The sequence below is a fragment of the Marinobacter sp. M-5 genome (assembly GCF_032911545.1).
GTDB lineage: Bacteria > Pseudomonadota > Gammaproteobacteria > Pseudomonadales > Oleiphilaceae > Marinobacter > Marinobacter goseongensis.
Genome location: NZ_JAWJEK010000001.1, coordinates 1,804,472 through 1,817,887, shown reverse-complemented (window position 1 = coordinate 1,817,887; position 13,416 = coordinate 1,804,472). Strand labels below are relative to the sequence as shown.

12 protein-coding genes and 2 tRNA genes are annotated in these 13,416 nt (G+C 58.9%); 7 read left to right on the top strand and 7 right to left on the bottom strand.

Features of this window, described 5'->3' with window-relative positions:
• The first annotated feature begins 53 nt into the window (after positions 1-53).
• The gene (gene der, locus R0125_RS08300) at positions 54-1,475 is read left to right on the top strand and encodes a ribosome biogenesis GTPase Der (protein ID WP_248183516.1); all 1,422 of its coding nucleotides are present in this window, start codon (positions 54-56) and stop codon (positions 1,473-1,475) included.
• Between the two features lie 34 nt (positions 1,476-1,509).
• Here the strand turns inward: der and pta are convergent, their stop codons facing one another.
• The 3 genes from pta to R0125_RS08285 are packed head-to-tail and all read right to left on the bottom strand — an operon-like array spanning position 1,510 to position 7,349.
• A complete protein-coding gene (gene pta / locus R0125_RS08295) occupies positions 1,510-3,663 on the bottom strand; it encodes a phosphate acetyltransferase (protein WP_317237811.1) in 2,154 nt (717 codons plus the stop codon).
• Positions 3,664-3,690: 27 nt separating this feature from the next.
• A complete protein-coding gene (locus R0125_RS08290; protein WP_317237976.1) occupies positions 3,691-4,887 on the bottom strand; it encodes an acetate kinase in 1,197 nt (398 codons plus the stop codon).
• Between the two features lie 50 nt (positions 4,888-4,937).
• The gene (locus tag R0125_RS08285) at positions 4,938-7,349 is read right to left on the bottom strand and encodes an EAL domain-containing protein (RefSeq protein WP_317237810.1); all 2,412 of its coding nucleotides are present in this window, start codon (positions 7,347-7,349) and stop codon (positions 4,938-4,940) included.
• Positions 7,350-7,596: 247 nt separating this feature from the next.
• On the opposite strand from R0125_RS08285, the gene ccoM reads away from it, so the two are divergent.
• On the top strand, positions 7,597-7,752 hold the full coding sequence (gene ccoM / locus R0125_RS08280; RefSeq protein WP_317237809.1) for a cytochrome c oxidase subunit CcoM: 156 nt from the start codon (positions 7,597-7,599) through the stop codon (positions 7,750-7,752).
• A gap of 12 nt (positions 7,753-7,764) precedes the next feature.
• Here ccoM and R0125_RS08275 read toward each other — a convergent pair.
• The 4 genes from R0125_RS08275 to R0125_RS08260 all read right to left on the bottom strand — a co-directional run bounded on the left by R0125_RS08275 (position 7,765) and on the right by R0125_RS08260 (position 9,808).
• Positions 7,765-7,840: transfer RNA gene (locus tag R0125_RS08275), tRNA-Glu, on the bottom strand.
• Between the two features lie 87 nt (positions 7,841-7,927).
• Positions 7,928-8,500 (bottom strand): hypothetical protein, encoded by a 573-nt coding sequence (locus R0125_RS08270; protein WP_317237808.1) that lies wholly within the window; start codon positions 8,498-8,500, stop codon positions 7,928-7,930.
• Positions 8,497-9,399 (bottom strand): TIGR01777 family oxidoreductase, encoded by a 903-nt coding sequence (locus R0125_RS08265; protein ID WP_317237807.1) that lies wholly within the window; start codon positions 9,397-9,399, stop codon positions 8,497-8,499. The genes R0125_RS08270 and R0125_RS08265 overlap by 4 nt, the downstream gene beginning before the upstream one ends.
• 40 nt (positions 9,400-9,439) lie before the next feature.
• Positions 9,440-9,808: a CbiX/SirB N-terminal domain-containing protein gene (locus R0125_RS08260; protein WP_317237805.1), complete on the bottom strand. Its 369-nt coding sequence runs from the start codon at positions 9,806-9,808 to the stop codon at positions 9,440-9,442.
• Between the two features lie 119 nt (positions 9,809-9,927).
• Here R0125_RS08260 and R0125_RS08255 point away from each other — a divergent pair, with 119 nt between their 5' ends.
• From R0125_RS08255 to R0125_RS08235, 5 genes are all read left to right on the top strand, one after another.
• Entirely contained in the window at positions 9,928-10,530 is a 603-nt protein-coding gene (locus R0125_RS08255; RefSeq protein ID WP_317237804.1) for a DUF924 family protein, read from the top strand.
• A gap of 173 nt (positions 10,531-10,703) precedes the next feature.
• A complete protein-coding gene (locus tag R0125_RS08250; RefSeq protein WP_248183508.1) occupies positions 10,704-11,429 on the top strand; it encodes a TetR/AcrR family transcriptional regulator in 726 nt (241 codons plus the stop codon).
• Positions 11,430-11,631: 202 nt separating this feature from the next.
• The gene (locus R0125_RS08245) at positions 11,632-12,306 is read left to right on the top strand and encodes a murein L,D-transpeptidase catalytic domain family protein (protein ID WP_248183622.1); all 675 of its coding nucleotides are present in this window, start codon (positions 11,632-11,634) and stop codon (positions 12,304-12,306) included.
• A 105-nt stretch (positions 12,307-12,411) separates the two neighbouring features.
• A tRNA-Gly gene (locus R0125_RS08240) sits at positions 12,412-12,487 on the top strand.
• Between the two features lie 131 nt (positions 12,488-12,618).
• Positions 12,619-13,413 carry an MOSC domain-containing protein gene (locus R0125_RS08235; protein WP_317237803.1) on the top strand — a complete coding sequence of 265 codons (795 nt, stop codon included), beginning with the start codon at positions 12,619-12,621 and terminating at the stop codon, positions 13,411-13,413.
• The last annotated feature ends 3 nt before the right edge of the window (positions 13,414-13,416 follow it).

The following is a 13,416-nucleotide window of genomic DNA, read 5'->3' as shown; positions in this document are numbered from 1 at the left end:
GCCTCCTTCTCCGGGTCCACAAGGGCCCGGATAATCTTTTGTAGCGGAACACTATGACCCCTGTAATTGCCCTTGTCGGCCGACCCAATGTCGGTAAATCGACTCTTTTCAATCAGATGACGCGGTCCCGGGATGCGCTGGTCGCGGATTTCCCCGGGCTTACCCGTGACCGGAAATACGGTGAGGGCAACCATGAGGGGCAGCGTTTCATTGTCATCGATACCGGCGGCCTGACCGGTGACGAAGAGGGCCTGGATGCGGAAATGGCGCGCCAGTCCCTGCAGGCAATCGAAGAGGCGGATATTGTTCTGTTTCTGGTGGATGGCCGATCCGGTTTGATGGCGGGCGACGAGCTGATCGCCAACCACCTCCGCAAGACAGGCAAGCGTGCCCATCTGGTGGTGAACAAAACCGACGGCCAGGATCCGGATATTGCCGCTTCCGATTTTTACAGCCTTGGGTTTGATTCCACCTTCATGATCGCGGCGTCCCATAATCGAGGGATCCGCTCGATGCTGACGCTGCTTTTGCCTTCGGAGGAAGAGCGGGAAGAGCAGGATCGGGCAGACCGTTATCCTGGTATCCGTATCGGCATTGTCGGGCGGCCGAACGTCGGTAAATCGACGTTGGTCAATCGTATGCTCGGTGAGGATCGGGTGGTGGTGTACGACATGCCGGGTACCACCCGCGACAGCGTCTACATTCCGTTTGAGCGTCAGGACAAGCAATACACTTTGATCGACACAGCGGGCGTGCGCCGTCGCAAAAATGTGCACGAGGTGGTGGAGAAATTCTCCATCATCAAGACGCTGCAGGCCATTGATGACGCCCATGTGGTGATTCTGGTGATTGACGCCCGCGATGGTTTGATGAATCAGGATCTGCATCTGATCGGCTTCGTGCTGGATGCGGGCCGGTCGCTGGTGATTGCGGTCAATAAATGGGACGGCATGGATCCGGAAGACCGGGCGAGGGTGAAGGAGCAGGTGCAGCGACGCCTCGATTTTCTCGACTACGCCGACAAACACTACATCTCTGCACTGCACGGGTCCGGGGTGGGCGTGATGTACGATTCCGTCCAGGCCTGCTACGACTCTGCCATGGCAAAGTGGCCCACTAACCGGCTTACGGCCATCCTCGAGGATGCCATTGCCCAGCATCAGCCGCCGATGGTACACAACCGCCGGATCAAACTGCGCTATGCGCACCAGGGGGGCTCCAACCCGCCGGTGATCGTGGTGCATGGCAACCAGACCGACGCTCTGCCGGGATCCTACAAGCGTTACCTGGAAAACACCTTCCGCAAGGTGCTGAAAGTGACCGGGTCTCCCATCCGTTTCGAGTTTCGCTCCAGCGAGAACCCGTTTGCCCACAAGGTCGACCGCCTGACGCCACGCCAGAAGGTCAAGAAAGACAACGATATCAAGGCGGGGCGTCGAACCAAAAAGCCCCGGATGAAAAGCAAGAAGCGTTAGGCCTCAAACGACCTTTAGCAACTCCACGGGGCTGTTATGCCAGCCCCGCATCCTCCACCTGTTTTGCCTGAACCGCCGTCAGTGCGATGGTGAAGACGATGTCTTCCACCAGTGCGCCACGTGACAGATCGTTCACCGGCTTCCGCAGACCCTGCAACATCGGACCAATACTGATCACGTTGGCACTTCGCTGGACCGCCTTATAGGTGCTGTTTCCGGTGTTCAGGTCGGGGAAGATAAACACCGTGGCACGACCGGCCACCTTGCTGTTCGGCGCCTTGCTTTTAGCGACGCTCTCAATGGCGGCGGCATCGTACTGCAGTGGACCGTCGATCAGCAGGTCCGGGCGGCGCTCACGGGCAATCCGGGTGGCCTCCCGAACCTTATCAACATCCTGGCCGCTGCCTGACTCACCGGTGCTGTAGCTGATCATGGCGACCACGGGTTCGATGCCAAACGCTTCCGCTGACTCCGCACTCTGGATGGCAATGTCGGCCAGCTCTTCGGCGTTGGGGTCGGGGTTGATGGCGCAATCTCCGTAAACCACCACCTGCTGTGGCAGCAGCATGAAGAACACCGAGGATACGACTTTGGCCTGATCGTGGGTTTTGATCAGTTGCAGGGCAGGGCGCACGGTATTGGCCGTGGTATGGACCGCACCGGAGACCAGCCCGTCGGCTTCGTTCATCGCCACCATCATGGTGCCGAGTACCACGTTGTCCTCCAGCATGGCGTCGGCCATGTCGGTTGTCAGCCCTTTGTGCTTGCGCAGGTCCACCATGGCTGCCACGTATTTTTCACGGTCTTTTGCGGGGTCGATGATCTCGATGTCCTCGGGCAGTTCAAGCCCCTGGGAGTTGGCCACATTACGGATATCGGCAGGCTCGCCGATCAGCGCGCAGGTTGCCAGCCCTCGTTGATGGCAGATGATAGCCGCTTGAACCGTGCGGGGCTCGTTACCCTCCGGCAGTACGATCCGTTTGGCCGCGGCCCGGGCACGCTCGGACAACCGATGCCGGAATGCGGGCGGTGAGAGACGGCTCTGGCGATGAACCTTGAGGTGCTCCTGGAGCCATTCGGTGTCCATGCGGCTAGCGACGGCCTCCATGGCGCTTTCGATGCGATCGGTATCGTCAATGGGGATGGCGTTGGAGAGGTTGGCCAGCTGGTGCGCGGTCTCATAGGTGTTGCTGTCCGCGCGCAGCACCGGCAGCCCGGTGTCCAAGGCACGCCGGCACAGATCGATTACACGGTCATCGGGCATGAGGCCGCCGGTCAGCATGAGTCCGGCCAGTGGCACGCCGTTGAGCGCGGCCACCGCGGTCGCCACGACGATATCCTCACGGTCGCCCGGAGTCACCATCAGCGTCCCGGGTTTCAGGGTATCCACCATGTTGCGAATGGTGCGGGCACACACCGAGACTTTCTGCACCCGGCGCGTGTGCATATGGCCCTCATGTAACACGGGCATACCGGTTTCCCGCGCAATGTCGGAAACCCGCACCGCTAAAAGCTCCGGTTGCCACGGAATGCTGGCCAGCAGACGGAACCGGCCGTCGCGGAACACGGCGCAGCGTGTCGCAAAATCCACATCGCCGCCAGCCGCGTGGGAATTGATTCTTGGCGTGAATTCCGAACGTTCCGGCTCTCCCACTTTGTTGAGGATCACCGCGATCACATCCGGGTCGGAGGGATCCGCGAACAGGCGAGACGAGAAATCCAGCTCCTCATCCAGCTTTTCCGGAGAGAGGTCCTTGGGAGTACTGACCAGAATGACCTCGGAGCCAAGATTGCGTGCGACCTCCACATTCAGGCGGGCAATGTAGGCCTCGCTGCGGTCCGGAACCAGCCCCTCGATAATCACCACATCGACGATGCTGGCTACCTTCTGGTACTCACCGACCAGGGTTTCCATCAGCAGGTCGGCCTTGCCCTTGTTCAGAAGATGCTGTGCTTCCTTGAGATCAATCGGATCGGGGGGCACGAGATGGCTTCGGGCGCGCACGAAGGCGATCGAGGTGTCCTTACCATCGTTGTGCTGTGACTCGCCCTGATGGACGGATTGGCTGAAGGGTTTGTAGAAGCCCACACTGACCCCCTGGCGCTCCAGCGCGCGGAACAGCCCGAGACAGACCGAGGTGAGACCGGAATCGAGGGAGGTTGGAGCAATAAACAGACTTTTCGCCATGAGCGGGTCCTTTCTGGAGATGCGGTATCAGTGACTGGCGCCTGACCGGGCGATGGTCAGGGCTTCGCTGGCGATAACCCGTTCCTCGTTGGTGGGAATGACCAGGATACGGAAGCGGCTGTCGCCGCTCTCGATGCGGTATTCGCGCTGTTTTCCATGATCCCGGTTCCGCTCGGCGTCGAGCGAGAGCCCGACCAGGGAGAGGTGAGCCAGAGTTTTGCTGCGCACGAGCGCGCTGTTTTCCCCGATACCACCGGTGAACACCAGAGCGTCGAGGCGGGTGAGTGAGGCCATCATCGCTGCAATGTAGCGCGCCAGCCGGAAGCAGAAAACCTCGATAGCCAGTGCCGACGCTTCATGGCCCTGTTCGGCGAGTTCACACAGGGATCGCATGTCATTGGTTTCGCCGGACAGTCCCAATAGACCACTGTCATGGTTGAGTAAGCGGTGAAGGTCCTCCGCATTGATGCCTTTGGAGCGCAGAAAGTCGAACAGGCCGGGATCGATATCGCCACTGCGGGTGCCCATCACCAGTCCTTCGAGCGGTGTGAGCCCCATGCTGGTGTCTACGCTGGCACCATCCCGTATCGCAGTGATGCTGCAGCCGTTGCCAAGGTGTGCGGAAATAATGGATGTCGTTTCCGGCGACTGATTCAGAAGCCGCGCGGTCTCGCTGGCCATGAAGCTGTGGCTGGTGCCGTGGAATCCATAGCGGCGCACGCCCCAGTCCTTGTAGAGGCGCTCCGGCAGCGCGTACCGGTAGGCGTAATCCGGCAGTGTCTGATGGAACGCGGTGTCAAATACCGCTACCTGGGAGACACCTGGGAACAGTTCGCGGGTGGCCTCGATACCGACCAGATTGACCGGGTTGTGCAGTGGCGCGAGGCTGGCGCATTCGTGAATGGCGGACAGGACAGGGTTGTTGATCAGTGCAGCTTCCCGGAAGGTTTCGCCACCATGAACCACCCGGTGGCCAATTGCGACCGGGGCTTCGCGCAACAGGCCCTGAGCCCGCAGTGCGTCTATCAGGGTCTGCAGTGCCTCTTTATGACCGGCATTGGTCGCCAGCGGCAGGGTGTCCCGGGTGCCGGTCAGGCTGGCAAAGGCATCAGGGCCACCGATCCGTTCGGCCAGGCCAGCGGCCAATTTGTTCAGTGAGGTGTCAAACAGTGCCACCTTGAGCGATGAACTGCCGCAGTTGATAACCAGTACCATGGCTTCCATGAAACGAATCATGCTCCTTTAATCAGGCTTTTGATGTGCCTCTGTCAGGCTTATGCGCGATGGTTGGTGCGCAACCATGTCTCGAAATCAGCGTGGGGGATGGGGCGGCTGTAGAAATAGCCCTGTGAGTAGTCACACCCTTGCTGTTGCAGGAAGTGGGTCTGTGCTTCTTCCTCGACGCCCTCGGCGATGACCGAGAGGCCCAGGCTGTGGGCCATGTTTATGATGGCCTTGACCAGCGATGCGTCTTCCTGCTCTTTCATGACGTCCTGAACGAAGGACTTGTCGATCTTGAGGGTATCAAAGGGGTAGCTCTTGAGATAGCTCAGGGCGGAGTAACCGGTGCCGAAATCGTCGACCGACAGCCGGATTCCGGCAGCATCCAGTTGCTTGAGGATGTCAGCGGTTTCAATGGTGTTGTCCAGGATCAACCGTTCAGTAATTTCCAGCTCCAGTCTCTCGGCGGCAAGGCCACTGTTGTGTAGGGCGTCCATGACGGCGGCGGTGAAACCCTGATCGCGGAACTGGCGTGGCGAAACGTTCACCGACACGCCAATATCGGTGCCGGTTATCTCCCGCCATTGCACGGCTTTTTTACAGGCCTCCTGCAGCACCCATTCGCCAATCGGTATGATCAGTCCGGTTTCTTCGGCCAGCGGGATAAAACGGTCAGGCATGACCATACCCATGGTGGGATTGTTCCAGCGTAGCAGGGCTTCGGCGCTGCACAGGGCCCCGGAGTCGGTGTGAACAATCGGCTGAAAATACAGCTCGAATTCGTTCAGCTCCAGGGCCCGCCGCATCCTCGATTCCATCTGCAGTCGTTCATGGGAGACTTCGGTCATCTCCGGTGCAAAGTGGGCAAAGGAACTCTTGCCCTTATGTTTGGCCTGGTACATGGCGGCGTCCGCGTGCTGGAGCAGGGTGCCACTGTTATCGGAATCGGTCGGGAACATGGCAATCCCGATACTGGTGGTGACAAACACTTCCTGGCCATTGAGCAGGTAGGCTGGCTCGAAGGTTTTCAGGATGCGCTCCGCCACCTGGGAGGTTGCTTCAGGTCCTGCCAGACCTGGCAGGATCACCAGGAACTCATCGCCCCCCAGTCGCGCGACGGTACTGGTACCGCGCAGACAACTGGAGATGCGGCGGGCGGCCTCAATCAACAGGTTATCGCCGGCGTCGTGGCCGAGGGTGTCGTTGATATGTTTGAAGTTGTCGAGGTCGAGAAACATCACGCCGACCAGCGAACTTTCCCGTCGTGCCTGGGCGAGGGCCAGTTTCAGGCGGTCCAGTGCCAGCATGCGATTAGGCAGGCCGGTCAGAATGTCGTAGTTGGCCTGCCGCAACAGCTGCTGCTCATAGCGTTTGCGGATGCTGATGTCCTCACCGAGAATCAGGTAACCGGTGGCCTCGCCGCTGGAATTCTTGATGGGCGTTACGATCAGCTGCTCCCAGAAACGTTCACCGTTCCGCCTTACGCTGTTCACTTCACCCTGCCAGACGCCCACGCGCTGAACCTGCAGGCGGATGGATTGCCACAGATTACGGGTTTCCCGATGCTCCATGGCGTTCTCGGACAGGGCTCCCGGGTGTTTACCGTGAATCGTTTCGGCGTCATAGCCGGTCAGTTGGGTAAACTTCTGGTTGGCAAATTCGATCCGCCACTGGCGGTCGCAGATCAATACCGACGACGGGCTCTGTTCAATGGCCTTGGAGAATTTCCGGATTTCAGCCGCATCCCGTTCCTGCCGTGCCACATCTTCATTCAAGCGCTCACGCATGTGATTGATGGCATCGGTGACCTGTGCCAGTTCGTCCCGGCGATTGCGCGGCGTGTCTGGCCTATCCAGCCGCAGGGGGTTGGTGGGGTTGGTCAGAGAAAATTCACGGGCATAATCGGCCATGGCGGACAAATGCCGGGTCACGAAATACTGGAAGATCCAGATGATCAGGATGGACACCAGAAAGGTTTTGAAGAACTGGGTGACCAGAATAAAGCCGACCTTGCGCTGCATGTCGGCGTATACGCGATTCAGGTCTGCGGTGACGGTCAGTTCCCCGAGTTTGAACATTTCATCGCCCCGATGAATCAGTTCGAAACTGTGGGAGGTGGTTTTGGCCTGCCGGGGAATCTCGCCCATGACCAGCTCAGAATCGGGCTCGATCCTCAGGCGGAGGTGGACGACGTCGGGCATGCTGAGTATGCCTTCCATCTGGGTTTGCAGAAGTTTTTGATCCAATGCCCACAAGCTGCGGGCCAGACTGGAGGCATAGCCCGTTTCCACCACCAGCATCCGGCTGTCTATCTTCAGGAGGTCTTTGCGGTAATCGGAGTGCAGCTGGATGGCAGAGGCACTCAGTGTGAAAAGTGAGCTGAACAGAAGTATCCATGCAAGCAGCCGAAATGAAAGGGGAGACCCCGTCCGGAAACGTTGAAGACGTGTCGACAGTTTCTGCATGCTGCTAGTTCAGCCACCCCGGCCAGTTAATCGAGGAACAAGAGTTGAGCGTTGGTTATCCTCAGGACTATAGCAGCAGTTTCTTTCAAGTGCCTTGCAAATAAGGGAAAAATAGAGAGAAGTGTGGCCCGGTTCCGGCTTTTGAAGGCCATGTCCCGCGCGGACAGTTTGATGCAGGTCAATACGGTGGAAGCGCCGCAGGCGTAATCTGAAAACCATCAGACAAAACGAAGGTGGAGATCAGGCTATGTATATGGATGCGGTGGTATTTGCCGGTATTGCAACAGTGTTGTTGATGATCGGCTTTCTGGTTGCGGTGGGCGTGTTCGTAATGCGAGATGCAAAGCAGCAGGGAAACGGTGCCAGTAAAAATGTCCTGAGCCCGAAAGGAAAGACGGTGTGACAGAGAGAGAATTGGCGTCCCCTAGGGGGTTCGAACCCCTGTTGCCGCCGTGAAAGGGCGGAGTCCTAGGCCACTAGACGAAGGGGACGCAACGTTCTTACTGACTTGCCTCGTCGAGGTGGCGCGTATATTAAGTAACGACGATTTCTCTGTCAAACAGTTTTTTTGAAAAAAATCAGGCCCCGGGGTCGTTCAGGCAGTGCTTCAGTTCCCCGGCGAGATGGTCGAAGGTTACCAACGGTCCCTCGGCTTCAAAAATGCGATAAATCGCTTCGGCGACAGCGTGGTGCTGAGGCTCAAGGCTTCGCTTCACGTCTTCCACCGGTGCTTCCATAACGGCCGCGAGTGTGATTTCGTACCGAACCCGGTTTTCTCCGGCACAGAAGTGAAAAGCGCTGTCGCGAGTGCCGGCCTCGGGCATTCCGAGCCGCGTGAAGACCTGGCGGGCGCAGGCAGCGTATTCAGAGTGGACCCGAGAATGGGTGTCAACCAGCCCCTCTTTGCGAGACAGGGCGAGGAGGCTGTCGACCCGTTGTCTGGCCGCCGCGCTGATGTCAGGCAGCGACGCGTTCAGCGTGGTTTCATCGAGGCCACGGGAGGCCAACTGCAGCACCGTCAGGTATTCAGCGGTAATCAGACTGCAGGTTTTGAAGCTGTGACCGCGGTCTTCGGCCGCCGCCTGGCCGGGCCACAACGCCATGACCAGGGTGACAGCAACGACAGGCTGCAGCAGCCGTAGCGCGATCACCGGACGCAACTCTCCAGCGCTTCCTGAAGTTGAGGGTGAGTGAACTGGAAACCCTGTTGTTGCAGCCGCTCCGGGACGGCTTGTTGGCCGGTCAGAAGCAGTCGGGCCATCTCGCCGAGGACCAGTTTCAAGACAGGCTCAGGCGCCGGAAATAGCGCCGGCCGATGGACGGCCTTCGCGAGACAATGGGTGAATTCCCGGTTTGTGACCGGGTTGGGGCTGACCACATTATAGGGGCCGGAGGCCTGCTCTGATTCGAGCATGAACATCAGCGCGGCGACAACGTCATCGCGGTGCACCCAGGGCATGAACTGCCTGCCGGAGCCCAGTCTTCCGCCTAGCCCGAGACGAAAAGGCAGTACCATCCGCTGCAGAAAGCCTCCGCCGGAACCCGCCACCACGCCGGTTCTCGAGAGGCATACCCGCACCCCGTCGTCTTCCAGCTTGAGCGCTTCTGCTTCCCAGTCGCGGCAGAGACGGTGAGTAAACTCGTCATTGGGCGCTGTCGCCTCGGTTACCCGGGCATCGCGCTGATCGCCATAGAATCCTACCGCCGATCCGGATACCAACACCGTCGGTTTGGTCGCCCAGCTTCTGGCGACGTTGACCAGGTCACGAGTCAGGCCGATGCGGCTGCTTCTGAGTGCCTGTTTGCGTTGTTCCGACCAGCGCTTGTCGGCAATGCCTTCACCGGCCAGGTTGATGATGGCGTCAAAACCGGGGTGTTCTCTCAGCAACGCCAGATCCGATACCGCTTCGACGCGGCCACAGATCGCCCGCACGTCATTTTCCGGGCGACGGCTCAGTACGGTCAGGTTGTGGCCTTGGGCATTGAGTTTCGGGCACAGGACCTGGCCAATGAAGCCGGTGCCGCCGGTGACAAGAATGCGTTTGCTCATTCGATAGCTCCCTTATCCCGGTTTTGCGTCACCGGGGCGGTTATTTTGCCAGTTCCTGCTCCACGACATCGCGAATCGCGTCACCAAGTTGCGGATTTTCTCCAATGGGTGGCGCCAGATGAATCGACACGCCATGAGTCTGTTCCAGCGCGTCGATCATGGCGGGCACATCCTTGCGCAGATGTCGCCCTGCGGCCAGAAAGAGTGGTACAACCCGGAAATGCCGAGCGCCCTCCTGAACCCCTTCCTCTACGATGCTCTCCAGGGAGGGCTCGGCGAGTTCCATATAGGCAACACGCGCTCCGGGCACCGACTCAACGGTGGGCGCGGCCAGTTTTTCGAACGTCTCGCACCAGCGGGCATCGCTGCTGCCGTGTGCGAGGAGAATGATGCGGTGCGCTTCGGCCATGTGGGCTCCTGTGAACAATCTGTAGCTTGTTATCGTAGACGCTTTTCATAAAGTGTAACCCATAGGCCACGGGCTCGGGCCCGTGAATCCCCAAACTCTGCAGGTCAGGATACCCCGGTATGTTCGATTGGAAAGACATTCTGGATTTCTGGTTCGGTGAACTTGGTGATGAAGAACTGCCGGACCACGACCACCGCAAACGCTGGTTCCGTGCGGACCGACGCTTCGATCAGGAAATCCGCCACCGGTTTCTGTCACTGGTGCTGTTTGCATCCGAAGGCGGCCTGAACCACTGGCGAAAACATCCCGGCGGGGTGCTGGCTGAAATCCTGCTGCTGGATCAATTCACCCGCAATATTTTCCGTGGCAGCGCTCTGGCTTTCGAGCACGACCGGCTTGCCCGCAGCCTGACCCGGCAGGCCATGGAAAAAGGCCAGGATATGATGTTGCCCCCGGTGCAAAGGGCATTTCTGTATATGCCTCTGGAACACTCGGAACGGCGCGCTGACCAGGACCTGTCGCTCGAGTGTTATGAGCAGCTGGCAGCATCGACGGAGGGCCTTGTGGGCAATCTCATGCAGAGCTTCCTGCAGGCGGCCCGAGATCATCGGGATATAGTGTGCGAGTTCGGCCGTTTTCCCCATCGCAATACAGCTCTCAAGCGCCCCTCTACCCCTGATGAATTGCGTTATCTGGAGCAGGGGCGACGTTTCGGTCAGTAGTGGCCTATGCGTTGTGCTGATTACCGTCTCAGAAGGTGAAAACTGCCGAACCCGTCAAGGTTTCAGACCTCCGTTTCCGTCATTATTTACAAAACATAACAATAACTCCGGGCGGACCGGCAAAGTGTCCGGCACAGCATCGGATGCGAAGGCGACGAAACAGGACAGGGGTCATGGGGCAAGCGCAAACCATAAACGTATGGAATTCACAGGAGCTGCCGGAAGAACGCTCGTTTCGGGAATCCATTCAGTATCATGGCCGCAAGGCCGCAAGAGCGAAAAGCGAACACCGGCGATTGCAGATCCTTGAGGCGACGCTGCGCATTGCTGCGCGGGAGGGCCTGCGGGGTATCAAGCATCGGGCAGTTGCCCGCGAGGCCAAGGTGCCGCTGGCCGCAACCACGTATTACTTTCGCGACATTGACGAGCTCATCAGCGACGCCTTCATGCTGTTTGCGGAGCGGGCCCGCGAGGAACTGGGGTGTTTTTACGACACCGTTAATCTGGTGCTTGACAACATGCCGCCAGAGCCTCTGTCGCGTGGTGGGGCTGGTCGTCAGGCCCTGGCATCGCGTCTGAGCGCTATCGCGACTGCTTATCTGGATCAGCAGTTTACGCAGCGCCGGGAGCAAATGCTGGCGGAGCAGGTGTTCCTGATGGAATCCCTGAGAGACGATCAGCTCGCTGGACTCGCCCGGACGTACCGCAGTGTGTGGGTTGCCGGCCTCGAGCAGATTCTGCAGCGTCTGGACTCGCCGGCGCCGGCACGGGATGCCTCGCTTCTGGTAAGCGTCGTACTGGGCCTGGGTTATGACCATTTGTTGAATCGGCAGGCGGCCAACCCGGAAGCACTTGAGGAGGCTGTGCGGCGGATCGTTGGCCTGGTGCTCGCCGTCTGATGTGCTCTTGTGTGGTAAATTGTATAAACAATGTACAACATGACGAGCGTCGCGAATTTCCCTGTTAGAATAGCCGACACTTGAGCTCAGGCTCGGGCTGATGCCCGCTGACCATTTGTTGAGCTGGACTGACAGGATTGACGGAATGCTGAAACCGAAACAGTCAAAACACGGCGTTTTCCGGGCTACTACGGTGGCCCTCATGCTTGCCCTCCCGGCACTGACCAGCGCGTCTGACTTTGACCCATCGCTTTTTTCCCGGCTATCAAGTGTTGCACCCACGCTGAATGTGGATGTTCTTCAGAGCGCACTGAGCGCGTCGGCCTGCGCAGTGCGCAACGGCGTCGAGATGCCGGCCAGGCTCGCGGTGATCGATTTTTCCCTGCCGTCCAGTGTCGAGCGGCTCTGGATTTTTGATCTGCAGACCGGCGAACTTGTGCTGCAGGATCTGGTGGCGCATGGCAAGAACTCCGGCACGCTGGAGTCCAACGCATTCTCAAACATCGAGGGCAGCCACCAGTCCAGCATCGGCCTGTTCAGGGCCAGTGAATCCTACCGGGGTAAACACGGTTATTCGCTCAGGCTGGACGGCCTGGAGCCGGGCATCAACGATCTGGCGCGCCAGCGTGCCATCGTTATTCACGGGGCCGACTATGTAAACGACACCTGGGTAAAGGATTACGGGCGCATTGGCCGCAGCCATGGCTGCCCTGCCGTTGATCAGCAGGTGGTCAGGCAGGTGGTTGATCACCTCAAAGGGGGGCAGTTGGTGTTCAAGTATTACCCCGACCAGGAATGGTTGCAGTCTTCCGGCTACCTGAACTGCGATACTGGGCGTATGGCCAGTGCGTCTGAGCAGGGCGCCAGCCGGACCTGATCACGGTTCCATCAGGCCGTCAAAAACATGAAAAAAAGTGGTTGACGGCCGCCAGTGAATCCGTAGAATACGCCTCCGTTGTCGGCTTCAAGCCAGCATCGAACTGCGGGAATAGCTCAGTTGGTAGAGCACAACCTTGCCAAGGTTGGGGTCGCGAGTTCGAATCTCGTTTCCCGCTCCAGATTCCGGAAACCCGGCCTTTAAAACGGCCGGGTTTCTTCGTTTCGGCCCCCTCCAATTTCCACGTTTTCCGGTCAACTCGGGTATACTCTCTGGCCCTGCATTTCTATTCTGCCAGCCGTGGGAGCCAACGTGCGCGTTCATGCCCTGTATCTGTATCCGGTCAAGTCCCTTGCTGGCATTCCTGTGTCCTCATTCGGCCTGGATAACTTCGGACCGCGGGGAGATCGTCGCTGGATGATCGTTGATGCCGATGATCAGTTTGTGACCCAACGCGATCATCCCGAACTGGCAACGGTGACGACATCCATCGACGGCGATTGTGTTACCGTAACCATACCCGGCGAGGGCAGGTTCCCGTTGCAGGCAACCGCGAATGAAGCTCGCGCCCGGGTCTGGCAGGACTGGGTAAAAGCCCTGTTGGGCGAGCCGGCTGCCTCCGCGGCACTGAGTCGGTTTTGTGGCACGGATCTCCGGTTTGTTTATATGCCGGATGAGACCTTTCGCCGAGTTGATGCCGGTCGGGTGACGGACATGAGGCGGGTGGGTTTCGCCGATGGATTTCCGCTGCTGGTGACCAATCTGTTGTCGCTCGAGGAGCTCAACACGCGCCTTGAAACTCCGGTGGAGATGATCCGCTTCCGTCCCAACATTGTGATTGAGGGCGCCGGTGCGTGGCAGGAGGACCATTGGCATGAACTTCAGATTGCGGATCAGCGGGTCAGGTTGGTCAAGCCCTGTTCCCGCTGCGTGATGACAACCGTTGATCCGTTGACAGGCACCAAAGCTGCCAGCCTTCAACCCCTTCGAACCCTGGGGCAATACCGGCGTACTGAGGATGGCGTCATTTTCGGTATGAATGGGATTCACGAAACACCGGGTCGGATCAGTGTTGGCGATCCGGTCATTCACAGAACCACGGAGTAACAA

Coding starts and splice junctions, on each gene's coding strand:
- der (WP_248183516.1), top strand. CDS start 54: ATGACCCCTGTAATTGCCCTTGTCGGCCGACCCAATGTCGGTAAATCG.
- pta (WP_317237811.1), bottom strand. CDS start 3,663: ATGGCGAAAAGTCTGTTTATTGCTCCAACCTCCCTCGATTCCGGTCTC.
- R0125_RS08290 (WP_317237976.1), bottom strand. CDS start 4,887: ATGGAAGCCATGGTACTGGTTATCAACTGCGGCAGTTCATCGCTCAAG.
- R0125_RS08285 (WP_317237810.1), bottom strand. CDS start 7,349: ATGCAGAAACTGTCGACACGTCTTCAACGTTTCCGGACGGGGTCTCCC.
- ccoM (WP_317237809.1), top strand. CDS start 7,597: ATGTATATGGATGCGGTGGTATTTGCCGGTATTGCAACAGTGTTGTTG.
- R0125_RS08265 (WP_317237807.1), bottom strand. CDS start 9,399: ATGAGCAAACGCATTCTTGTCACCGGCGGCACCGGCTTCATTGGCCAG.
- R0125_RS08260 (WP_317237805.1), bottom strand. CDS start 9,808: ATGGCCGAAGCGCACCGCATCATTCTCCTCGCACACGGCAGCAGCGAT.
- R0125_RS08255 (WP_317237804.1), top strand. CDS start 9,928: ATGTTCGATTGGAAAGACATTCTGGATTTCTGGTTCGGTGAACTTGGT.
- R0125_RS08250 (WP_248183508.1), top strand. CDS start 10,704: ATGGGGCAAGCGCAAACCATAAACGTATGGAATTCACAGGAGCTGCCG.
- R0125_RS08245 (WP_248183622.1), top strand. CDS start 11,632: ATGCTTGCCCTCCCGGCACTGACCAGCGCGTCTGACTTTGACCCATCG.